The sequence below is a fragment of the Sphingomonas sp. 28-62-20 genome (genome assembly GCF_002281505.1).
In genome coordinates, this window is record NZ_NCGH01000021.1 from 38,706 (window position 1) to 62,007 (window position 23,302).

19 protein-coding genes are annotated in these 23,302 nt (G+C 63.8%); 1 reads left to right on the top strand and 18 read right to left on the bottom strand.

All coding sequences use genetic code 11. From position 1 onward, the window contains the following. The first annotated feature begins 71 nt into the window (after window positions 1–71). Window positions 72–1,316, top strand: a complete 1,245-nt coding sequence (locus B7Y43_RS15755) for a glutamate carboxypeptidase (RefSeq protein WP_374132629.1) — start codon at window positions 72–74, stop codon at window positions 1,314–1,316. Window position 1,317: 1 nt separating this feature from the next. On the opposite strand, the gene B7Y43_RS15760 is transcribed toward B7Y43_RS15755, so the two are convergent. The 18 genes from B7Y43_RS15760 to B7Y43_RS15845 form a co-directional block, all read right to left on the bottom strand. Beyond that, window positions 1,318–2,496, bottom strand: coding sequence for a deoxyguanosinetriphosphate triphosphohydrolase (locus tag B7Y43_RS15760; RefSeq protein WP_374132630.1), 1,179 nt, complete (start codon window positions 2,494–2,496; stop codon window positions 1,318–1,320). Beyond that, on the bottom strand, window positions 2,493–4,508 hold the full coding sequence (locus tag B7Y43_RS15765; protein ID WP_374132631.1) for an SPOR domain-containing protein: 2,016 nt from the start codon (window positions 4,506–4,508) through the stop codon (window positions 2,493–2,495). The genes B7Y43_RS15760 and B7Y43_RS15765 overlap by 4 nt, the downstream gene beginning before the upstream one ends. A 102-nt stretch (window positions 4,509–4,610) precedes the next feature. Next, the gene (ftsZ, locus tag B7Y43_RS15770) at window positions 4,611–6,071 is read right to left on the bottom strand and encodes a cell division protein FtsZ (protein WP_374132632.1); all 1,461 of its coding nucleotides are present in this window, start codon (window positions 6,069–6,071) and stop codon (window positions 4,611–4,613) included. A 113-nt stretch (window positions 6,072–6,184) separates the two neighbouring features. Continuing rightward, window positions 6,185–7,447 carry a cell division protein FtsA gene (gene ftsA / locus B7Y43_RS15775; protein WP_374132633.1) on the bottom strand — a complete coding sequence of 421 codons (1,263 nt, stop codon included), beginning with the start codon at window positions 7,445–7,447 and terminating at the stop codon, window positions 6,185–6,187. Window positions 7,448–7,451: 4 nt separating this feature from the next. After that, window positions 7,452–8,399: a cell division protein FtsQ/DivIB gene (locus tag B7Y43_RS15780; RefSeq protein ID WP_374132634.1), complete on the bottom strand. Its 948-nt coding sequence runs from the start codon at window positions 8,397–8,399 to the stop codon at window positions 7,452–7,454. Then, window positions 8,396–9,316 (bottom strand): D-alanine--D-alanine ligase, encoded by a 921-nt coding sequence (locus B7Y43_RS15785; RefSeq protein ID WP_374132635.1) that lies wholly within the window; start codon window positions 9,314–9,316, stop codon window positions 8,396–8,398. Before B7Y43_RS15785 ends, B7Y43_RS15780 begins: the two co-directional genes overlap by 4 nt. A gap of 142 nt (window positions 9,317–9,458) precedes the next feature. After that, window positions 9,459–10,343 (bottom strand): UDP-N-acetylmuramate dehydrogenase, encoded by an 885-nt coding sequence (gene murB / locus B7Y43_RS15790; protein WP_374132667.1) that lies wholly within the window; start codon window positions 10,341–10,343, stop codon window positions 9,459–9,461. Window positions 10,344–10,357: 14 nt separating this feature from the next. Further along, entirely contained in the window at window positions 10,358–11,776 is a 1,419-nt protein-coding gene (gene murC / locus B7Y43_RS15795; RefSeq protein WP_374132636.1) for a UDP-N-acetylmuramate--L-alanine ligase, read from the bottom strand. Window positions 11,777–11,800: 24 nt separating this feature from the next. Then, the gene (murG, locus tag B7Y43_RS15800) at window positions 11,801–12,961 is read right to left on the bottom strand and encodes a UDP-N-acetylglucosamine--N-acetylmuramyl-(pentapeptide) pyrophosphoryl-undecaprenol N-acetylglucosamine transferase (RefSeq protein WP_374132637.1); all 1,161 of its coding nucleotides are present in this window, start codon (window positions 12,959–12,961) and stop codon (window positions 11,801–11,803) included. Then, on the bottom strand, window positions 12,958–14,196 hold the full coding sequence (locus tag B7Y43_RS15805) for an FtsW/RodA/SpoVE family cell cycle protein (RefSeq protein WP_374132638.1): 1,239 nt from the start codon (window positions 14,194–14,196) through the stop codon (window positions 12,958–12,960). Before B7Y43_RS15805 ends, murG begins: the two co-directional genes overlap by 4 nt. Next, window positions 14,193–15,578, bottom strand: a complete 1,386-nt coding sequence (gene murD, locus B7Y43_RS15810; RefSeq protein ID WP_374132639.1) for a UDP-N-acetylmuramoyl-L-alanine--D-glutamate ligase — start codon at window positions 15,576–15,578, stop codon at window positions 14,193–14,195. The genes B7Y43_RS15805 and murD overlap by 4 nt, the downstream gene beginning before the upstream one ends. Further along, window positions 15,575–16,645: a phospho-N-acetylmuramoyl-pentapeptide-transferase gene (gene mraY, locus B7Y43_RS15815; protein WP_374132640.1), complete on the bottom strand. Its 1,071-nt coding sequence runs from the start codon at window positions 16,643–16,645 to the stop codon at window positions 15,575–15,577. The genes murD and mraY overlap by 4 nt, the downstream gene beginning before the upstream one ends. Continuing rightward, window positions 16,645–18,027: a UDP-N-acetylmuramoyl-tripeptide--D-alanyl-D-alanine ligase gene (gene murF / locus B7Y43_RS15820; protein ID WP_374132641.1), complete on the bottom strand. Its 1,383-nt coding sequence runs from the start codon at window positions 18,025–18,027 to the stop codon at window positions 16,645–16,647. Before murF ends, mraY begins: the two co-directional genes overlap by 1 nt. Further along, window positions 18,024–19,439 carry a UDP-N-acetylmuramoyl-L-alanyl-D-glutamate--2,6-diaminopimelate ligase gene (locus B7Y43_RS15825; RefSeq protein ID WP_374132642.1) on the bottom strand — a complete coding sequence of 472 codons (1,416 nt, stop codon included), beginning with the start codon at window positions 19,437–19,439 and terminating at the stop codon, window positions 18,024–18,026. Before B7Y43_RS15825 ends, murF begins: the two co-directional genes overlap by 4 nt. Next, the gene (locus B7Y43_RS15830; protein WP_374132643.1) at window positions 19,436–21,151 is read right to left on the bottom strand and encodes a penicillin-binding protein 2; all 1,716 of its coding nucleotides are present in this window, start codon (window positions 21,149–21,151) and stop codon (window positions 19,436–19,438) included. The genes B7Y43_RS15825 and B7Y43_RS15830 overlap by 4 nt, the downstream gene beginning before the upstream one ends. Beyond that, on the bottom strand, window positions 21,148–21,726 hold the full coding sequence (locus B7Y43_RS15835; protein WP_374132644.1) for a hypothetical protein: 579 nt from the start codon (window positions 21,724–21,726) through the stop codon (window positions 21,148–21,150). The genes B7Y43_RS15830 and B7Y43_RS15835 overlap by 4 nt, the downstream gene beginning before the upstream one ends. Further along, window positions 21,723–22,670 carry a 16S rRNA (cytosine(1402)-N(4))-methyltransferase RsmH gene (gene rsmH / locus B7Y43_RS15840; RefSeq protein WP_374132668.1) on the bottom strand — a complete coding sequence of 316 codons (948 nt, stop codon included), beginning with the start codon at window positions 22,668–22,670 and terminating at the stop codon, window positions 21,723–21,725. The genes B7Y43_RS15835 and rsmH overlap by 4 nt, the downstream gene beginning before the upstream one ends. Continuing rightward, a complete protein-coding gene (locus tag B7Y43_RS15845; protein ID WP_374132645.1) occupies window positions 22,664–23,191 on the bottom strand; it encodes a division/cell wall cluster transcriptional repressor MraZ in 528 nt (175 codons plus the stop codon). The genes rsmH and B7Y43_RS15845 overlap by 7 nt, the downstream gene beginning before the upstream one ends. Window positions 23,192–23,302 lie beyond the last annotated feature (111 nt).

Below are 23,302 nucleotides of genomic sequence, written 5' to 3' on the forward strand. Positions count from 1 at the left end.
GCCCCGGAACAAGTCCGGGGTGACGAAGAAATTGGTGCCTTAATCAACGCGCAAACACCGGAGACTGTCGCATGCGCCTTCGCCACGCCGCCCTCATCGCTTCGCTGTTGGCCTCGACGCCTGTCCTCGCCGCCTCAACCGGCAAGAATAGCCCCGTCTGGAAGGCAGCGGCGGCGGCCCGTGCCGATCAGCTCGCGATGCTCGAAAAGCTGGTCAACATCGATTCCGGCACCGGCGACAAGGTCAGCGGGCAAAAGGCATCCGAATTCGTCGCCGAACAATTGCGCGCGCTGGGCATGACGGTGGAACTCGTGCCCGCTGAGCTCCCCACCCTGCCCGATAATGTCGTCGCCACGCTGAAGGGGACCGGCAAAGGCCGCATCCTGATGATCGCACATACCGATACGGTGTTCGGTCCTGACACCGTGGCCACGCGCCCCTTCCGCACCGACGCCACCCGCGCCTATGGCCCCGGCGTGTCGGACGAAAAGGGCGGCGTGATCGAAGGGATTTTCGCGATCCGCCTGCTGCGCGAGCTGAAATTCAGTGACTTCGCCCAGATCACTTTCCTGATCGAAACCTCGGAGGAAGGCGGGTCGCAGGGCACGCGCGGGCTGATTTCCCGGTTGCTGAACAATGCCGATGCCGAGCTAAACCTGGAACCCGGTGATGCACCGGACCGGCTGACCGTGTGGCGCAAGGGCAGCAATGCCTTCACCATTTCAGTCAAGGGCCGTCCCGCCCATGCCGGCGTCGCCCCGCAGGACGGGCGCAATGCCGCGCTTGAGCTGGTCCATCAGATCCAGCTCGCGGATTCCCTTCCCAAGACCGGCGACGGTGTCACCGCCAATCTGACGCTGATGAAAGCCGGTTCGCGCTACAACATCATCCCGGAAGACGCAGAAGCCATCTTTAATGTGCGCATCCGCACCAAGGCGCAGGGGGACGAGATCGACGCTCAGTTCCGCCGCAATGCGCAAACGATTGCCGTCCCCGATACCGCTGTCTCCGTCAGCCGCCGGGTCAGCTTTCCGCCGCTGCCCGACAATGGCGCCACGGATGATCTCGCCGATCGCGCCGAACGCATTTACGCGGCGGCGGGGTTAAAGATCACCCGTGGTGGCAATGGCGGTGCGTCAGAATCCGCACTTGCCCATGAAGCAGGCGTTGCCGCGCTCGACGGGCTTGGCCCAGTCGGCGGCGGGTTCCATTCCGAGCTGGAATTTCTGGAACTCAGCTCGCTCCCTCCGCGCCTCTATCTGCTCACGAGCCTGATCATGGACCTGGGCCGCAATCCACCGGCACGCGCGCAATAAGCTAAAACCCCTCGGGCAGATCGATTGGCCCGACAATTTCACGGTAGCGGCCAATCGCATATCGGTCGGTCATCCCCGCGATGAAGTCGGCGATGTGGCGGCTGCGCTGTGGCTCATCCGCGGGCAAGCGGGCCGCCCAGCCATCAGGCATCCGGGTGGGATCAGCGCGGTAGGCCGCGAAGAGTCCGCCGACAATGCCCTCGGCAATCGTTGCTGCCGCCAGCTGGCGGGGATGGTGATAGAGCTGCGCATACATGAAGCGCTTCAGCACGCGCTCCTCTTCGCGCATCGCGTCAGAAAAGCCGACCAGACAGCGGCCAGCCCCGCGCACATCATCGACTGAACCAACCCCGGCACCGGCAATCCGCGCCCGTGTCTCGGCAATCAAATCGGCGACCATCTCACCAATCTGGGTACGGATCAGCTCGCCGATCAGTCGGGTTGGCGGCACATCGGGAAAGCGATCGCGCACATCGCGCCAGATGCGGGCAACGATTGGCACATCCAGCAGCTGATCGAGCGTCAGCAGGCCTGCGCGCAAGCCATCGTCGATATCGTGATTGTCATAAGCGATATCGTCCGCAATCGCCGCCACCTGCGCCTCAAGCGACGGCCACCGCGTCAAATCCAGCGGCAATGCAGCATCCGCCTCCGCCAGCGCCCAACCGGGCGCGGTCACCGGGCCGTTATGCTTGGCCAGCCCCTCCAGCATTTCCCAGCTCAGGTTCAGCCCAGTCCAGCGCGGATAGGGGGCCTCGATCGTCATCAGCGCGCGCAGCGTGTGGCCGTTATGGTCAAAGCCGCCCTGCCCCGCCAGCGCCGTGGTCAGCGCCGCCTCACCGGCATGACCAAAGGGCGGATGGCCAATATCATGCGCCAGGCACAGAGCCTCAGTCAGATCCTCGTTCAGCCCCAGTGCCCGCGCAATTGTTCGCCCGATTTGGGCAACTTCCAGGCTATGCGTCAGCCTGACGCGGAAATGATCGCCATCGGGGGCCATGAACACCTGGGTCTTGTGGCGCAGGCGACGAAAACTAATCGAATGGATAATCCGGTCGCGGTCACGCTGAAACACGTCGCGCGGGCCCCGAGGAAGGTGGGGCACGGTCGCGTTTTGTTCTTCGTGGAGCCGACCTTTGCTGCGCGCCGGGTGGGAAGCCCAGGGCGCATGCACGCTCATTTGGCGGGTAGCTTGTCGATCTTCTGCCCAGCTTCGCTGGCGAAGACAAAACCCGTCAGCCCGGATTTGGCGATCTGATTGACAAAGCCCTGCGCCTCATCGTCGCTCTTGAAGGGGCCGGCCAGCAGGCGATTGGTGAAGCGCAGCGGCGTCGTATAAGCACCCCGCGCCTTGAACGCCGCCGGCGCTTTGTCGCGCAGTTTTGCCCATTCACGCGGCAAATCGCGCACGCTGGAGCCCCCGGCCACCTGTACCCAAATCCGTGCCGGATTAGCCTTTGCCACTTTGGCCTTGGCCGCTTTTTCGTCGGCCGCTTTCTTGTCGGCGAGCTTCTTTTCTGCGGCGGCCTTTTCGGCGGCGGCCTTCTTCTCGGCTGCCTTTTTGTCAAGAAGAGTCGGCTTGCTGGCAACTGCAACCGCGGTCGGCGCTTCGGCAGCGTCCGCCTCTGCGGGCTTGGCAACCACCGGCCCAACGCCGAGTTCAGACGCAGGCACGCCAATGGTAGCAATGATCCGGGCCAGGATCGATTCCTCGCTCGCAATCGGCTTTGGTCGCGCCGCTTCCGGGGCTGGCACAGGCGCGGCAATGATCGGCGGCGCCTGCACAGCCACGGTGTCCACGGGCGTCTGTGGGGCAGCGGCTGGTGGTGGCGAAACGGGCGTCGGCACCGGCGTTGGAACGGATGCCGCGACTTCCTTGACTACTGGCGGCGGCGCAACCCGCTCAAGTGTCGCCAGTTGGACCGGTGGCGCAGCGACACGCGGCGAGGCTTCAACAGGCACAGGCGGTAACGGCCTTGCCTCTGTGGTAGCAACCGCCACAGGAACCTCGCGCACCGGCACGATCACCGGTGGGATTGACCGCGGCGGTGGCGGCGTCACCAGCGTTGGGACCGGTGTAGCGTCCAGCGCCCGCGCTGACCGGCTTGCCAGCACGACGGGGGACTCAGCCGCTTGCGCCGACACCTGCGGCACATTCACCTGCGCAACAGTTGGCGCTACCGATGGAGGCGTTGGACTCGCTCTTGGTATTGGCGACACCATCGCCACGCGCGGCGGCGGCGGCAATTGCGGGATAGGCGGCGGCGGCGGTGCAACGGTCGCGACCGCAACCGGCTCACCACGCCCCCGTCGGCGGTCGCGCTTTAACGTCGCCCGATCGCGCACCGGCACCGCCTGCGCAGCGACCTGCACTGGCGGCGCTTCATAGGGCAAGGGCGGCAATACCGGAATCAACCGCGCATCGGCAATCCGCTCAGGCGTCGCCCGCACCTCGCCAAAATGGACAGCAAAGGCGCGGTCGGCGGCGCTCAGGGTCGGCAATATCCGAAAAAACGGCAGCAAGCCGCTCGCCATTTCGCCCGGCAACATGCTGGTGGCAATCCGTTCCGCCCCCGGTACATCGCCCGTCATCGCCAACACAAAGGCGCGGACCCGCCAGGCGGCGCGATCGCTCCGCCGCAACAGCGCGTCGATCTGCTCAAGTGCCAGATCGCGCTTCCCCGAAATCCCCAGTGACAGCGCATATCGGCGCTGCGTTTCATCATCATTCCGGCGCTTGAGCGCGCGACGATAGGTGCGTTGCGCGCGTTCCTGTTCGCCGATCAGATCAAAAGCGAGCGCCCGTTCGGCACCGATGGATTCGAGATCATAGCCAAGCGCCTCTGCCTCAGCGAACAGGCCCAGCGCCTCGCCGGGGCGGCCAAGCTGCACCAGGGTGCGCGCCTTGCCCGATTTGATCTCCCCATTATTGGGGCTGATCCGCTCCGCGCGCTGGAAAAAAGCCGCCGCGGCATCGATATCGCCAAGCTTCAGCGTCAACTCGCCAGCATTGATCAATGCCCGCAAATCAAAGGGATTGCTCCCCAAAATCCGCATTTCCGCCGCCAGCGCATCGGCATCGGGGGTTGGCCCCGGCATCATCTGCAATTGCCCGGCCATTGCGGGCGCAATGCTCCACAGCACCGGCGCAGCCAGCAAGACAGCGGCAAAGGGGAGCATCCGCGCGTTCATCAGATCTCCGCTAGAACCGAGCAGGCGTGATCGGGCAATGTCCCCGATCAGCACAAACGCCAGAACGAGGCGTGCCGGCGGTGAACCGGCACGCCGCGTGCGTTACTGATTATTCTGGCGGTGCAGGAAGCGAGGGATATCAACCGGGTCCTTACCCAGGGGATCGTCATCGCGCCCGGCACCCCGGGTGACGTTGGACATCCGTTCGAACAACGTGCCGCCGATCTTGCCGCGCGGCGGCGCTTCTGGCGCGGGCGGCGGCGTTCCAGCAACGGGTTCTGGCGCTGGCTCGGCTGCATCGGCGGCGCCCGGCGACAACCACCGCACGCCTTCGCCCTCGGCAACCGGCTCGTCGCCAAAGCTCGGCATGCTCGGCACAGCGGCGTCGGCACCCAGCACGAGTTCGTCATCGACTGATTCAGCGACGGGTGCCGCGTCCGCCATGGTTTCATCGGCAGCCGGATCGAACGCAACCGGCACGGGCGCGCTGACCGGCTCGCTCACTGGCATGGGTTCGGCGGCAACAGGGGCTTCGCTGCGGCGCGGCGTTGCAAAGCTGAAGGCGCGCGAAGGTTCAGGGGCGGCCTGTGGACGCGCCTCGGCTTCGATGCCGGTCGCGACAACCGAAACGCGGATCTTGCCATCGAGATCGGAGTTAAACGCCGATCCCCAGATGATGTTCGCTTCTGGATCGACCAGTTCCCGGATATGATTGGCGGCTTCGTCGACTTCGAGCAGGCGCATGTCCTCGCCACCCGTGATCGAGATGATGACGCCCTTGGCCCCCTGCATCGACACCCCGTCGAGCAGCGGATTAGCGATCGCCTTCTGCGCCGCCACAATGGCGCGATCGTCGCCTTCGGCTTCGCCGGTGCCCATCATCGCCTTGCCCATTTCCTGCATCACCGAACGGACGTCGGCGAAATCCAGGTTGATCAGGCCGGGCATCACCATCAAATCGGTGATGCCGCGCACACCCTGCTGCAACACTTCATCAGCCATTTCAAAGGCTTCTTTGAAGGTCGTATTGGCGTTGGCGATCAGGAACAAATTCTGGTTGGGGATGACGATCAGCGTATCGACATATTTCTGCAGTTCTTCGATGCCCGCTTCAGCCGCCTTGGCGCGGCGGTTGCCCTCGAACGCGAAAGGTTTGGTCACCACGCCGACGGTAAGGATACCAAGATCCCGCGCTGCCTTGGCGATAACCGGCGCAGCGCCAGTGCCCGTGCCGCCGCCCATGCCGGCGGCGATGAAGCACATATGCGCGCCTTCCAGCATCTTGGTGATCGACTCAATCGTCTCTTCCGCTGCTGCGCGGCCGATTTCCGGCCGTGAACCAGCGCCAAGTCCCTGGGTGATCTTGGCACCAAGCTGCACACGCTGCGGCGCGGTCGATTGCTTCAGCGCCTGCGCATCGGTGTTGGCGACGAGGAAATCGACGCCCTGCACATTTGCCCGCATCATGTTGGTGATGGCATTGCCGCCAGCGCCGCCGACCCCGATAACCGCAATGCGCGGGGTCAACTCATCAACGTCGGGTGGAAGGAATTCGATGCTCATCGCCCTGTCTCCGTGGCGGCCCGGCGACACCGGACCCCTTATTTATCTCCGCCGTTCTGCACCAAGCAAACCGGCGACTCTAGCCCCTATCACGATGTTGCTGTCGTAATTCTTTAATAATTTGCCTTGAACGTCTGAATCAGCCGCCCAAACAGGGCAAATCCCTTGGGCCGAACCACCATTTGATGCGCTGCTGATACTGATCGCAGATCGACCGGGTTTGACGCTGCATAATGGGCCAACCCCGCCAGCGTTGCAAAAGCCGGGCCGCTATGCGCCTCTGGCAGTGCCGTCAGCCCGCGTGGCCGTCCAACCCGCACCGACCGCCCAAGGGCTGCCTGCGCATAATCGGCAATGCCCTTCAATTCCGCGCCACCGCCGGTCAACACCACCTGGCGGCCCACAGGCCCTTCAAAGCCAAGCTCGGTCAGCGCCTTTTGCACTTCGCTCATCAGATGATCGAGCCGCTGGCGGATCACCGCGATCAGCTGCGCCCGGGTAATCCGCGCGCCGTCGCTATTGTCATCCTCGGCGGAGATCGGCGCGACGTCGATCATGTCATGATTGTCGCGCGGCGACGCGTTGGCCGAACCATAAAAACACTTCATCCGCTCGGCCTGAGTCCGTCGCGTGCCAAAGGCGCTGGCGATATCGTCGGTGATGTCCGCCGCCCCGATCGGGATCGAGGTGAGCCCCACCAGCATGCCCCCGGCGAACAGCGAGACATTGGTGATGCCTGCCCCCATTTCGACAAGCGCCACGCCAAGTTCGCGCTCTTCATCGGACAAACAGGCCATGCCCGTCGCCACCGGCGAGGCGATGATCGATTTCACCTCAAGATGCGCCGATCGGACGCAGAGATCGAGGTTGCGGACCGGCGATCCGTCCGCTGCCACCACATGAATGTGGACGCCCAGCCGATCAGCATGAAGGCCAAGCGGCTTCTTCACCCCCGTCAGCCCGTCAAGCGTATAGAGCGTCGGCTGTGCGTGCAGCACCATGCGTCCTGCCGGATCGATTGAATCGCGCCCCGCCGCCAGCAGCTCATCGATATCGCCCTGCTCGATCCGGTGGCCGCCCAATTCAACCTCGACCGAGGCGACATCGGACACCAGACTGCCCGCCGAAAAGCTCACCCAGACATTCTCGATGTTGAGGCCGGCAATCCGCTCGGCCTGCTCGACGGCTTCCCGCACCGCTGCCTCGGTCGCGGCCATATCGGCGATATAGCCACGCTTGACGCCGCGGCTTTCGCGCTGGCCGGTGCCAAGCACCACCAATTCGCCGCCTTCGGCTTTTTGCGCGATCATCGCCGAGACCTTGGACGATCCGATATCGAGCGCGGTGATCAACCCTTCGGGAGCCGTTTTCGCCATGATCTTATCCTTGTCTACCGCTGGCGATTGCCATGCGCGTAATCGGGAGGGGCGCATCCGCCTGGGTCGCGGTCGTGTCGGTAATCGCGCGCTGAGCCTGCTGGCCGGGCCTGCGCACCACCAGCCGGGTCGGATCGCGCATGTCGAAGCGCAGCCAGCCTTTGCCGAGCAACGCCCGCGCACCATCAAGTTCCGCGAATTTGACCAGCGCCTTGGCCGGCTCCTCTTCGGGCAACACCAGTGTCTCGCCGGTTTCGAACACCAGGTTCCAGCGGCGGTTGCCGACCCAGGTCGCTGCCTTGACCAAAGGTCGCAGCGCGGGTGCCGCGTCCAGCAGCGCGCGGTAAGATGGGGCCTGCCAATTCGCCCCCTCGCCAATCACGCGCGGCAATTCGGGCAGTTCCTCGGCTGAAATCTGCTGCAGCGGCTCGCCATTGGCGTCGATCAGCGTCAACTGCCCCTTATCCTGCCACACCGCTGCTGGTTCGCGTTCGATGATATGGACGACCAGCTTGTCGGGCAGCCGCCGCGAAACCTGGGCATCGGCGACCCAGCCATATTTGAGCAGCTTGGCCCGCACCGCCGCCAGATCGACCAGTGGCATCGCCCGCGATTGCTGATCGAGCGCGACGGCATAGACCGCCATCGGGTTCATCCGCTTGACGCCCGTCACCTCGATCCCGCGCACGCGAAAACCGGCGCGGCCAATCTCTTCAGCAACCGCGACGCCTGCCGCCTGCGGCACGCCGAACAGGGTCGCCACGCCCAGCGCGGATGCGCCGATCACGGTCATGATCGCCACGGTCGTGATCCGCTGCAGCGTCTGCTGGCTGATCGGCAACAGCGCGATCAGCCGATCGATCGACGATGGTTTGTGGACCTTGGGCGCGCGGCGTTTGGGCTGCACGGCGCGGCGCTGGGGTGCCGGACCAGGGCGGATGGATTTATTCACAACGCTGCCTCCACGATACGCTGGACGAATTGGGCATAGCTCATCCCCCGGTGGCGCGCCTGTTCCGGTGCCAGGCTCAAGGGCGTCATGCCCGGCTGGGTGTTGACCTCCAGCAGGAACAAACCTTCTGCGCCCTGGCTGTCGTCCCAGCGAAAATCAGATCGCGAACAGCCCTTGCAGCCAAGCAACCGGTGCGCTTCCAGTGCGATTGACATACAGGCGGCGGTGATCTCGTCGGGAATGGCGGCGGGATAGACATGCTCGGTCATGCCATCGGTATATTTGGCGTCGTAATCATAAAAGCCGCTCTTGGGCTTCAGCTCGGTCACGCCCAGCGCCTCTTGCCCCAGCACTGCCGTCGTCAGCTCGCGGCCGCGGACAAAGGGTTCGGCCAGCAGCTCATCGAATTCCTGCCACGGACCCTTGCTGCCCGGCGCAATCGGGTTGCCATAATTGCCCTCATCCGTGACGATCGCGACGCCCACGGACGACCCTTCATTGACAGGCTTGAGCACATAAGGCCGCGGCAGTGGATCGCCCGAAAAGAGCGTCTCGGTCTTGACGATCCGCCCGCCCGGCATCGGGATTCCGTGCGGCACCAGCAGCAGCTTGGTAAGTTGCTTGTCAATCGCGATCACGGAGGTGGCGAGGCCCGAATGGGTGTATTTCAGCCCCATCAGATCGAGCATGCCCTGCACCGATCCATCCTCGCCCGGCGTACCGTGCAGCGCGTTGAAGACGACATCGGGCGCAGCCTCGGCTAGCCGCGCGGCGACATCGCGGCCCATATCGATCCGCGTCACCCGGTGGCCATTCGCTTCCAGCGCCTCGGCGACGTTCGCCCCCGTGACCAGCGACACTTCGCGCTCAGCGGACCAGCCGCCCATCAGCACGGCGATGTGGAGGGGGACGCTCATGCAATCCTCCCCTGCAAGGGGAGGGGGACCGGCCACCGGCCGGTGGAGGGGGCTGGCCGGCAGCACAGCGCCTGAGGAAGCCCCCCTCCGTCACGCTTCGCGTGCCACCTCCCCGTTCCGGGGAGGATGTAGTGAAGGGCGGTCATACTGCGTTCCCCACCCGCTGGATTTCCCATTCCAACGTTACCCCCGAATGTGCCTTCACCCGTGCAATCACTTCGTCCCCCAACGCTTCAATATCGGCACTTGTCGCAGCCCCCAGGTTGAGCAGGAAATTGCAGTGCTTTTCGCTGACCTGTGCATCACCGATCCGCAGTCCCCGGCAACCGGCGGCATCGATCAGCGCCCAGGCCTTGTGCCCGTCGGGATTCTTAAAGGTCGATCCGCCAGTTTTAGACCGCAGCGGCTGCGATTCCTCGCGCGCAGCGGCGATGCGGTCCATTTCGGCTTGGATCGCGGCCGGATCGCCGGGCGTGCCAGCGAAGGTCGCGTCGACCACGATCGCGCCCTCAGGCAACATCGAATGGCGATAGCTATAGCCCAGCGCCTCGGCAGGCAGCGTCGCGACCTTGCCATCTCGCAGCACGACCGTGCAGGCGATAAGGACGTCCTTGGTCTCGCGCCCATAAGCCCCGCCGTTCATCCGCACGAACCCGCCGACGGTACCCGGAATGCTGCGCAGAAACTCTAACCCCGCAATCCCTGCATCACGCGCCGTCGAAGAAACAAGAATGCCCGACGTACCGCCGCCACAAGTCAGCATCGTTTTGTCGCTCTGTGTGCGCGCAAAGCTGAACGCTTTGCCCAGCCGCACCACCACACCGCGCCAGCCGCCATCGCGCACGATCAGATTGGATCCCAGCCCCAGCGGCATGACGGGCGTGGCGGGATCAAGGTTGGCGAGAAAATCGCTCAGATCCTGCACGTCCTTCGGCTCGAACAGCCAATCCGCCGATCCGCCCGACTTGAACCACACAAGCGGTGCCAGTGGTGATTGTGGAGAAAGCTTGCCGCGCACGGATGGCATATCCACCACCGCGATCACGACCGCACCGCCACAATCGCATCGGCCAGCCCAGCCGCCCATTTGGTGATGTCGCCCGCGCCCAGACAGATCACCATATCGCCCGGCTGGATCGTCTCCGCCAGCGTCGCTGCCAGCGCCGCCGCATCAGCCACTACCGCCGCCGACCGATGCCCGCGCGTCTTCAGCCCTGTGACCAGCGCTTCGGCATCGACGCCCTCGATCGGCGCTTCGCCCGCCGCGTAAACCGGCGACACCAGCACCACATCGGCATCATTAAACGCCTGCTGAAATTCCTCCATCAGATTGCCAAGCCGCGAATAGCGATGCGGCTGCACCACCGCGATCACGCGGTTGGTCGCGCCTTCGCGCGCCGCCGACAGCACGGCGCGGATCTCAACCGGATGATGGCCATAATCGTCGATGATGGTAACGGCACCACCCTCCAGCGCCACTTCACCCACCTTGGTGAAGCGCCGTTTGACGCCGCCGAACTTCGCGAAACCCTGCTGGATTGTCGCATCGTCAATGCCAAGCTCAAGCGCCACGCCGATCGCAGCAAGCGCGTTCTGGACATTGTGGCGGCCCGGCATCGGCATTTCGATCCCTTCGATCGATCGCTGGCTGCCATCACGGTGCCGGATGATCGCCTCAAACCGATTGCCACCGGGGATTGGCGTCACGTTCACGCCGCGCACATCAGCCTGCGCCGAAAAACCATAGGTCACGACGCGCCGGTCGCGCACCCGCGGGATGATCCCCTGCACTTCCGGATGATCGAGGCACAGCAACGCCGCGCCGTAAAAGGGCACATTTTCGACGAATTCGACATAGGCGTCCTTCGCCTTGTCGAAGCTGCCATAATGATCGAGATGCTCGGGATCGATATTGGTGACGACCGCAATCGTGCCGTCGAGCCGCAGGAAACTGCCGTCGCTCTCATCGGCTTCAACGACCATCCAGTCGCTCGCGCCAAGCCGCGCGTTGGAGCCATAGCTGTTGATGATCCCGCCATTGATCACGGTCGGGTCAACGCCGCCGGCATCAAGCAACGCCGCGATCATGCTCGTCGTTGTCGTTTTGCCATGCGTGCCCGCCACCGCGACGGTCGATTTCAGCCGCATCAATTCAGCGAGCATTTCCGCGCGGCGCACCACCGGGATGCGCCGTTCATAGGCCGCTTCAACCTCTGGATTGTCGCGCTTGATCGCGGTCGATGTGACGATCACCGCTGCATCGCCAAGATTATCGGCGTGCTGGCCGATATGGACGACGATCCCTTTGCCCCGCAGCCCGGCGATCACATAGCCCTCGGCGACGTCCGACCCTTGTACCTTATAGCCCAGATTGTGCATCACCTCGGCAATGCCAGACATGCCGATCCCGCCAATGCCGACAAAATGGATCGTGCCGATATCGGTTGCCACGCCCCTCATGCGCGCAAGTCCTGGCGCAAATGATCAAGCATAAGCCGCCTTGTCACCGAATTTGATCGGGCGATTAAGCCCCACCATGATGTCGCTTTTGGGCGCATCAAGGCTTTCGACCAGATCGGCCAGATCGCGCGCGGCATCGGGACGACCGCAGCTGCGCGCGCGACCAGCTGCATTTTGCAGCGCCGCCGGATCAAGCCCCAATTTCTGCATCTGCTTGGCGAGTTCGATCGGCGTGAATTGCCGCTGATCGATCGTCCGCGCGCCCCCTGCCTTGGTCATTTCGCGGGCATTGGCGGTTTGATGATCATCGGTCGCGCTCGGCAACGGCACCAGGATAGCGGGCCGACCCGCAGTCGTCAGTTCGGCCAATGTCGACGCACCAGCGCGCGCGATCACCAGATGCGCCCAGGCAAGCTGTTCAGGCAGATCGGGCAGATATGTCGCCAGTTCGGCGGCAATCGACAGTTCGGCATATTTGGCGCGGACCTGATCAATATCCTCAACCCGCGCCTGATGCGTCACCTGCAAGCGACGACGAAAGCTGATCGGCAACAGCGCAAGGCCATCGGGTACCACCTGGCTCAAAATACTCGCCCCCTGGCTGCCACCCGTCACCAGCACCCGAAAAATGCCGTCCTCCTCAAGCAGGGGATAGGGCCGGGTGCGCAGCGACAGCACCGAATCGCGCACCGGATTACCGACCAGATGGGTCTTGCCGCGCCAGCTATCCTTCAGCCGCTCGACATCGGGATAGGACGTGGCGATCGCCGCAACCCGGCCACCGACCAGGCGGTTGACACGGCCAAGCACCGCATTCTGCTCATGCACCGCCGTCGGCACGCCCAGCGCAAAGGCACCCAGCAACGCCGGATAGGCGGGATAGCCACCAAAGCCGATCACCGCCGCCGGGCGCTGTTTGCGGAATAAGCGCTTGGTCATGCTGCGACCGCGCAACATGTTCACCCCCGCCCGCGCCCAACCGATCGGTCCACCGGCCAACCGGCTGGCCGGCAGGATGTGCGTTTCGATCCCGTCGAACAGGCCGGGGAATCGCACCCCGCGCTCGTCACTGATCAGCGCGACCGAATGGCCCCGCCGGATCAGCTCGGCCGCCAGCGCGGCGGCGGGCACCATATGGCCACCGGTGCCGCCGGCAGCGAGAACGAAATGGCGTGCTTTGCTCATTGGCCGCTCCACCGGACGATATAAGGAGATCGCGTGAGGAATGGATTGCGCCGCGTAAAGGCAAGCAGCAAGCCCATTGCGACCGACAGCGCAATCATTGACGATCCGCCATAGCTGATAAACGGCAGCGTCATCCCCTTGGACGGCGCAATCCCGGTGTTGACCGCCATGCTGACCAGCGCCTGCGCGCCAAATTGGGTGGCGAGGCCAGCAGCGGCAAGCATGCGGAACGGGTCAGGCTCGTCGAGCAGTTTCACGAACACGCGCACCACGATCGCCAGAAACAGCAGGGCGATCACGCCACAAGCGATCAACCCGAATTCCTCGCCGATCACGGAAAAGATATAGTCGGTGTGCGCCTCAGGCAGCCGGAATTTCATCGCCCCGCCCCCCGGCCCGGTGCCCGTCACGCCACCAGCAGTCAGCGTCGCATAGGCCATGTCGGTTTGGTAATGGTCGATCGCCCCGCCATCGCTGCCGCGTGACAGGAAAGCGTCGATCCGAATTCGCGCGGTATCATAAAACATATATGCAGCGATAAGACCAACCGGCGCCGCCGCAACCAGACTGCCCATCACCTTCAACGGCGTACCGGCGATCATCAGCAAGGCCAGCCAGATCACGCCAAAAATAATCGTCTGGCCCAGATCGGGCTGCATCATCAACAGCCCGCCGACCAGTGCCGTCATCGCCGCCGTGATCGGCACCACCGGCAGATCGGCTTCTTTCGCCTTCAGCGACAACAGCCAGGCCATGCTAACGATGAAAAAGGGCTTGAGGAATTCGGATGGCTGGAATTCGGAAATGCCCAGCCCGATCCAGCGCCGCGCACCATTATGCTCCACGCCGATCAGTGGCACGGCGGCGAGCAGGCAAAGGAAAACCGCCCCGCCGATCAGCGCCATCCGCCGCGCAACCGGCACGGGCAGCATTGACACGACAAACATCACCGGCAGCGACACGCCCACCCACATCACTTGCCGCCAGAAATAATAGAGCGGCTGGATATGCGTCTTGTCGCCGGAATAGCGCAACGCCGAAGCCGGGCTGGCCGCCGCCACCGCCAACAGGCCAATGGCAATCAGCAACAGCGCCAGCAGCAACAGCACGCGGTCAATATCCCAAAACCACATGCCAATCGGGCTGCGATCCCCGCGCCCCCCGCGCGGCTTGACCCGCGCCCACAGCGCTTGGCGACGGTCCGCCCGCATCGACTCTGCCGTGATGTCGGTCATGCCAGCGCCTCCACAGCAGCGCGAAAGGCATCGCCCCGCGCTTCGAAATCACGAAATTGATCGAATGAAGCGCAGGCCGGCGAAAGCAACACCGTCTCACCCGATTGCGCTTTACTGGCCGCCATCATGACCGCCCGATCCAGCGTCTCGCAATATGACACGGGCACAAGCCCGTCCAATAGCTCGTAAAATTGCTGGCCCGCCTCGCCGATTGTGTAGGCCGCACGGATATGCGGAAATCCTGGGCGACAGGCATCGAGCGAAGGCGATTTGGCGCGCCCGCCCAAAATCCAGTGAATCCCGTCAAACGCCGACAGCGCAGGGGCCGCACTTTCAGCATTGGTCGCCTTGCTGTCGTTGACGAAGCGGACGCCGTTCCTGGTCGCGACGGTCTCCATTCGATGCGCAAGGCCAGTGAAGCTCTCCAGCCCCTTGTCGATCGCCGCCTGGGGTACGCCCAGCGCCTCGCAGGCATTGATCGCCGCCAGTGCATTTTGGGCATTATGCGGGCCCTGCAGGCTCGGCCAGCGCGATTGGTCCATGCAAAATCCGGAAGCGATCTTGGTGAGATGCTCGCCGCGCGCCGACAGGCTACGCGCAATCGCGGCAGAGGGCGCGTCGAAGATCGAAATGATCGCCGCATACGTGGGCGACTGCATCGCGAACAGCCGTGCCTTGGCGGCGGCATAAGCGTCAAACCCGTCATACCGATCAAGATGATCGGGGCTGATGTTGAGCAGCACCGCGACATCGCAATCGAGGGTGAAGGTCAGATCGATCTGATAGCTCGACAGTTCCAGCACATAGACACCGCCTGCTGGCAGCGGCTCCTGCGCGAGGATCGGCAAGCCGATATTGCCGCCCATCAGGGTTGGCACGCCAGCGGTCTGCAGGATGTGGTGGATAAGCGCGGTCGTTGTCGACTTGCCGTTGGTGCCGGTGATGCCAACCACCTTATGCGGCGGCAGCGCAGCGCGCGCCTGCGCGAACAGTTCGATATCGCCGATGATAGGGACACCCGCCGCACGCGCCTTCGCGGCGATCGGGTGGCGGTTGATCGGCACACCGGGGGAGACGATGAGGCCGTCGAAACCGGTCAGATCGATGGTCTCTGGATCGGCAAAAGTCAAAAGCCCCTCCCCTTCAGGGGAGGGGTTGGGGTGGGGGCTCTCAACTGGCGCAGCGCTCGGGGACAGCCCCCACCCCCAACCCCTCCCCTGAAGGGGAGGGGCTTGAAGAAGAGCCAAACGCCGCCCCTCATCGCTATCCCACGCGATCACCTCCGCCCCGCTCGCCACCAGCGCGCGCACCGTCGCCGCGCCCGAGCGCGCGAGCCCCAGCACCGCAAAGCGTTTGCCGCGCCAGAGGTCGCTAGTGATCACCGCAATTTCAACGTCGATAGCCCGGCGAGCGCGAGCACGATCGCAATGATCCAGAACCGGATCACCACGGTCGATTCCGCCCAGCCAAGCTGTTCGAAATGGTGGTGGATCGGCGCCATGCGAAACACGCGCTTGCCCGTGCGCTTATAGAAAAACACCTGGATGATCACGCTCAGCGCCTCGACCACAAACAACCCGCCGATGATGCCCAGCACGATTTCGTGATGCGCGACGACCGAGATCGCGCCCAGCGCGCCGCCCAGCGCAAGACTACCGGTATCGCCCATAAACACGGCGGCGGGCGGCGCATTGAACCACAAAAACGCCAGCCCCGCGCCGACCATCGCCCCGCAGAAAATCGCCATGTCGCCCGCGCGCGCCACATGCGGGATGCCGAGATATTCAGCGAATTTCGCGTTACCGGCCAGATAGGCGATGATCACAAAGGCAACGGCGGCGATAATCACTGGCATCGTCGCCAGTCCATCCAGCCCATCGGTAAGGTTCACGGCATTGCCGAACGCAACGATCGTGAAAGCGGCAAAGGCGATGTAGAAATAGCCCAGATCGATCACGGACCCGCTATAAAACGGCAAATAGAGGTGCGTGCCATTCTGGCTGGTGATGATCCAGCTTGCCACACCAGCAATCGCGAATTCACCAATCAACCGCATCCGTCCCGAAATGCCTGCCGTGCTCGCCTTGCGGACTTTGTCATAGTCATCGAGGAAACCAATCGCACCAAAACCCAGCGTCACGAACAGGCAGGCCCAGACGAACGGGTTGGTCAAATCCATCCACAACAGGATCGAAATGACCATCGATGTCAGGATCATCAGCCCGCCCATCGTCGGCGTGCCGCGCTTGGCGAGGTGAGTCTGCGGGCCGTCTTCGCGGATCGGCTGCCCCTTTCCCTGGCGCACCCGCAACCAACCGATGAATTTCGGGCCAATGATCAGTCCGATGATCAACGCCGTCGCGACAGCCCCGCCACTCCGAAAGCTCAGATAGCGCACCAGATTCAGGATGCCGGGAAAGCCGAGTTGGGCTGCGATGAAATATAGCATTATGCTTTATTGCCCCCTAGCGCCGCGACGATCGCCGCCAGCCCAACGCTATTCGATCCCTTGATGAGTACCGCATCACCGCCCGACAGCATCGTTTTCAGATGCGCCAACGCGGCTGCAGCGTCCGGCACATGGACGAAATCCACCTGCCCCTCAAGCGCGATTGCGAGTGGCGCCATGTCCGCGCCGACCAAAATTGCGACACTGACGCCAGCCGCGATCACGGGCTCGGCGAGGCCGGCATGAAAGTCAGCGCTGGCCATCCCCAATTCGCCCATTTGGCCGAGCAACGCCACCCGCCGACGGACTGGTTCCTTGCCAAGAACGGCAAGCGTCGCCCGCATTGATGTCGGATTCGCATTATAGCTTTCGTCGATCACAAGCGCCGTTTCGCCACCACCGACATCAACCAGGAAGCGCGCGCCCCGCCCGGCCAGCCCGCCCAATTCGGCCAGCGCCAGCCCGGCCACGGCGACATCGCCCCCGGCCGCCTCAACCGCCGCCAGCACCGCCAGCGCGTTAGACACAAGGTGGCTACCGGGCTGACCAACCGTGAAGCTCAATTCGCGCGCCAATAATTGCGCGGTAACAAAGGTGCCGCCGGTTGGCGTGCGCATCGTTTCCAGCGCCCGCACATCGGCGCCGTCCCTGCTGCCAAACGTCACGATCCGCGCACTTTGTGCCTGCGCCGCCGCGATTAGTCGCGCGCGGTGGACATTATCGAACGGGATGATCGCCGTGCCGCCGGGCTCAAGCCCCTCGAATATCTCAGCCTTGGCGTCCGCAATCCCCGCCTCGTCCTTGAAAAATTCGATATGGACCGACGCCACCGTTGTGATGATCGCCACATGCGGGCGCACGAAGCGGGTCAGCGCTGAGAGTTCACCGGCATGGTTCATGCCCATTTCCAGCACCGCAAATCGGCACTCCGCCGGCATGCGTGCCAGGCTGAGCGGCACGCCAGTGTGGTTGTTATAGCTTTTCACCGAACGATGAACTTGCCCGGGCACACCACGGTCGAGCGCGGCGAACAAAGCCTCTTTAGTGCCCGTCTTGCCGACTGATCCGGTCACGCCGATGATCGTCGCCTGGGTCCGCGCCCGCGCCGCGATGCCGAGCGCCTCAAGCGCCGCCATCGTATCCCTGACCAGCACATGCGGATGCGCGACGGGCGTGCTGACGATCGCCCCGGCCGCACCCCGCGCAAAGGCCTGATCGAGATAAAGATGCCCGTCGGTCGCTTCGCCCTTCAGCGCGATGAACAGATCGCCGGGGCCCACTTCGCGCGAATCAAAGGTCACGCCATCGGCGGCAAAATCGGCAGAAGCCGTGCCCCCAGTCGCTGCGGCAATTGCGGCAGATGTCCAGAGCGGCCCGGTCACTGCGCGCACTCCCGGGCGACACTGACATCGTCGAACGGCAGCACCAAATCGCCGACAATCTGGCCCTGCTCATGACCCTTGCCGGCAATCAGCACGATATCGCCGTCGCGGGCATCGGCGATGGCCGCGGCGATGGCCTCGCGCCGTCCGGCAATATCGCTCGCGCCCGGCGCGCCAGCCATGATCTGCGACCGGATCGCCGCTGGATCTTCGCTACGAGGATTATCATCGGTGACGATCACCAGATCGGCGAGCCGCGCCGCGACGTCGCCCATTGGCGCACGCTTGCCCGAATCGCGGTCACCGCCCGCTCCAAATACCAGGATCAGCCTGCCCGCTACATGGGGTTTCAGCGCCATAATCGCCGCCTCGATGGCATCGGGGGTATGCGCATAATCGACATAGACCGGCGCACCACTGGGCGTAATCACGGCGCGTTCCAGCCGTCCGCGCACCGGCTGCAACCGCGCCAGCGCCATCAGCGTCGGCTCGACATCGCCGCCGGTAGCGATCACCAGCCCCGCCGCCGTCAAGGCATTGGCCGCCTGATACGCCCCGATTAGCGGCAGGTTGACCTTGTACTGCTTGCCCCCGGCGTCGATCACCAGCCCCTGGCCCAGCAACGTTGGATCGCGCGACACCAGGCGCAGGCTTTCGCCCTTTTCGCCAATCGTGATCAGCTTGTTGCCCCGCTCGCGCGCCAGATCGATGACGCGCGCCGAATAATCATCATCCGCCCAGACGACAGCCGTGCCATCGGTCGCGAGGACTTCAGTGAACAGCCGCATTTTGGCAGTGAAATAATCCGCCATGTCACGGTGATAATCCAGGTGATCGCGGCTCAGATTGGTGAAGGCCGCCGCCTGCACCGGTAGCCCTTCGGTGCGATATTGCGACAGGCCGTGGCTCGATGCCTCGAACGCCAGATGCGTCACGCCCTCGCGCGCCAGCCCGCCGACATTGGACAGAAAGGTGACGATATCGGGCGTCGTCAACCCGGTGACCACGCGATCATTGGCGGTGGTGACGCCCAGCGTGCCGATTGACGCGGCATGATGGCCCAGCATCCGCCAGATCTGCCGGGTCATTTCGACAATGGAGGTTTTGCCGTTGGTCCCGGTCACCGCGACAGCGGTTGCAGGAAAGGGTGCAAAAAACTGCGCGGCCAGCGCCGCAAATGTCGCGCGCGGATTGTCTGTGGCGATGTGCACCGCGCCGTCGATGGACACCTGCGGCCGCGCCACCACGGCGATCGCGCCGGCAGCAATCGCGGCGGGCACATAATCCTCGCCGTTCACCCGCATGCCTTCAAAGGCGCCAAAGATCGTGCCCGGCGCGACTTTGCGGTGATCGATCGCAAAACCAGTGACGGTGCGGGCATCATCCCCGCCGATCAGCGCGCCCAGCTTCATTCGGGATCGCCCGGATTTTCACCCGGCGCATGCCACAGCAACGGGGTGAGTTCGGACACGTCCACATCGCGGCGCATATCGGGCATCACCCCCAGCATCTGGCCAGTGCGCGCAATCACTCGGCTGACGACAGGGGCAACCGTCCAAGCCGCCGTCGTCTGCCCCTGCGATTGCGCATTGGCGACGGGCGAATCAAGCATGGCGATCACCACGTACCGGGGTGCGTCCATCGGGAAGGCAGCAGCGAAGGTTGAAACATTGCGACTCCGCGAATAGCCGCTCTTCATTGCAATTTCAGCAGTGCCGGTTTTGCCGCCCACCCGATATCCCGGTGCTTCGCCCTTGCGCCCGGTGCCGTCGAGCACGACCAGCCGCAAAAGCTGGCGCATCCGGTCACTCGTCGCCTGGGCAATCACGCGGCGCCCCTCGCTGGCCTTGCCCGGCGCGACCCGCATCAGGGTCGCCGGCCGCCAGATTCCCCCATTCACCAGAGCGGCATAGGCGCTGGCCAAATGCAGCGGGGTTACCGCAATCCCGTGGCCATAGCCGCTGGTCATCACGGACACCCGCGCCCAGTAACTGGGCCAGAGCGGGCGCTGTTTTTCCCGCAATTCGATATCGGGGCGGGTATCGAAGCCGAGTTTGCGGAACATCGCCTGCATCCGATCGGCCCCCAGTTCATCAGCGATCCGGGCGGTCACGATGTTCGACGAATGAACCAGTGTTTCGGGAATATCCAGATAGCGGCGCTGCGGGTGATCATCCTTGATCTGAAACCGGCCGATCTTCAGCGGCGCACGCGCATCAAAGCGGCGCGACATTGAGGTGACCACTCCGGAATCGATCGCCGCCGCCATCGTGATCGGCTTGAAGGTCGATCCCAGTTCATAAACCGATTGGGTAACATTGTTGCGCAGCCCGTCCTGCGATGCGCCGCCCACCTTATTGGGATTATAGGCGGGGAAAGACACCATCGCGATCACTTCGCCGGTGTGGACGTCCAGCATGACGCCCGCCGCGCCCTTTGCCTTGAAGGACAGCATCGCGTTGCCAAGCTCGCTCTCAAACGCCGCCTGGGCGCGCGAATCGAGCGACAGGGCAATGGGCGTCGATCGTTCGATCGGGTTGGTCAGGGCGCTCTCAAGCGTGCGCTCCATCCCGCTGACCCCCACGCCATTGGCATCCAGAAAGCCAATCGCATGCGCGGCCATGCTCGATTGCGGATACAACCTTTCGGGCTCGCGCGCGAAATCAACGGCGGGCTCCCCCAGCGCATTCACCGCCTTGACCAGCTCCGGCATCGCCCGGCGCTGCAGAAAGAAGAAATTCGCGCCCGACCGGAGCCGCGCCAGGTACCAGGCGCGGTCATGCTCGGGCATCAGCGCTGCAAACTTGCCGGCGAGCAGTTCAGGCGAATTGACCAGCTTGTTCGGGTGAATACCGATCGACCAGGCATCAATCGTGCGGGCAAGCGGCGCGTTGTTACGATCGACAATATCACCGCGCAACGGCACCAGCGCAGCGGCCCCGGCACGGGTCGTCGCGGGTTCGGCAAAGGCGGCCAGAAACGCCAGGCGCAACAGGATCAACGCCACCCCGGCAGCAATCATCAACATCAGCATCATCAGCCGCACTGGCGCAACCACCGTCATCGGGTGGCGCTGGCCAGTCAGCCGACGCGGTGCGACGGGTCTGGCGACCAGGACGCTCAACGGGCGCCGATCGCTTCAGCGCGCGCGCTACTGACCAGATCGCCGATCGTCGAATCGCTCAACAGCTTGCGATCGAGCATCGCAATCGTCGCCCCACGCTGGCCACCCAGGTGCGGCTGAACCGTCGCAACGCTGGCCAATATCGTCCGGCTAGGATGGGCAACCGGGGCGATTGGCGCGGTGGCGGGTTCGGGCGCTGGCGCAATCGCCTCAACGGCACGCGGGGCAGCGGGCACGATATAGGACGCAACCTGACCATGGCCTGTCTGGCCAAGCGGCGCCTGCAAATCGATTGAGGCAAGCGTCGCTTCGTCGGGCACGAACTGGTCTGAACCAGGCGCCGTCAGGGCAAAGACATCGCCATTCCAGCGTTCAAGCTGGGCGAGATTGGCGCGGGTATCAAATTCGGTTTCCAGCGCGCGGATATCGCGTTCGGCCAGAAAAATCTTTCGATTGGTATCGGCCACACGCTTGCGCTCTGCCGCCACCTGGAGCGACACCAGATAGAAGCCGAGCACGACGATGACGCCGCTCAGAAACCAACCCAGCCCACGCAACCGATACGCCGCCGTCATGCTGTCTCTCCCTTTGGCCAGGGCGCAGCAGCGGTCCGCTGCGCCACCCGCAATGTTGCCGACCGTGCCCGCGGGTTGCGGGCAATTTCTTCCTCATCAGCGCGCACCGCGCGGCCGACGGTTTCAAAGCTTGGCGCTGCCTTGGCGGCGACCTGCGGCAAATGCCGCGATCCACCGGGCAACGCGCCGCTGCGTTCGCGAAAAAAGCGTTTGACCAGCCGGTCCTCCAAGCTGTGAAAAGTCACCACGGCCAACCGGCCACCCGGCTTCAGCACCCGTTCCGCTGCCGCCAGCCCGTCGGCCAGCTCACCAAGTTCGCGGTTCAGGTGAATACGGATCGCTTGAAAAGTGCGCGTCGACGGATCCTTCTTGTCATGCGGGCGATACCCCAATGTGCGGCGCACCACCGTGGCGAGATCGAGCGTCGTCTTGAGCGGGCGGGCAGCGACGATCGCACGAGCAACGCGACGGGCGCGCGGTTCCTCGCCAAACTGGTGGAGCACATCGGCAATCTCTTCCTCATCGGCTTCGTTGAGAAATTCAGCCGCACTGGTGCCCGACTGACTCATCCGCATGTCCAGCGGGCCATCAGCCTGGAAGGAAAAACCGCGATCAGGCTGGTCGAGCTGCATTGACGACACGCCGATATCCATGACTACACCGTCAACCGGCACGGCATCGCGCTGCGTCAGTTCCGCCTCGATCGCCGAAAATACCGCATGGACCAGCGTCAAGCCGCCGTCCGCCGCCTCAGCCAGCCCTTGACCACCAGCAATCGCATCGGGATCGCGATCAAACGCGATTACCTGCGCACCGCCAGCCAGCATCGCGCGCGTATAACCGCCAGCACCAAAGGTCGCGTCGACATGGCGCTCACCCGGCATGATCGCCAATGCGGCGATCACGTCATCAAGCAGCACGGGCACATGCGGCGCCGTCACAATTTTTCCCCGCGTTCGCCAAGGAAATGGACGACCATGTCCTTCATCATATCGGTGGCGCGCGGCGACGCCATCAGCATGGCCGGGTCCCAGATTTCGAAGTGATTGCCGAGCCCGTAGAAAAAGGCATATTTGCCAATCTTCACCCGGTTGCGCGGCCAGCTGGGCAGGATGAAGCGGCCGCTCGCATCAAAAGCCAGCGTATCAACCGCCATACCGCCGCGCAGAATCACGTCATTCGGCGCGCCATCGGGACCGGCATGATCGCGCGCGCGCGCTTCAAGATCAGCAAAGCGCTGGGCACCATAGGTGATGTCGAAGCCAATCAGGCAATGGTCGCTCTCATGCACGCCGACCACGACATAGAGCGAGTCCTTGGGATCGGGGCCGGCTGGGTTGCGGGCGATCAGCGTTGCGCGCAGCGACGACGGGATCGCAACGCGCCCCTTGTCGTCGACCTGCTGCAGCGCATAGCCCTGATAAATGCCCTTGATCGACACGCCCACCTCATTCGTGGCGCGCACAGCTCTCTTATTCTGCGAAGTGGCATTTTTACCGCCCGCAGCTCCTGGAATCGCCAACAAGAGAGCCCGCCCCTGTTAACCAAAGGTCTAACAAGGGCGTGGTTGGGATGC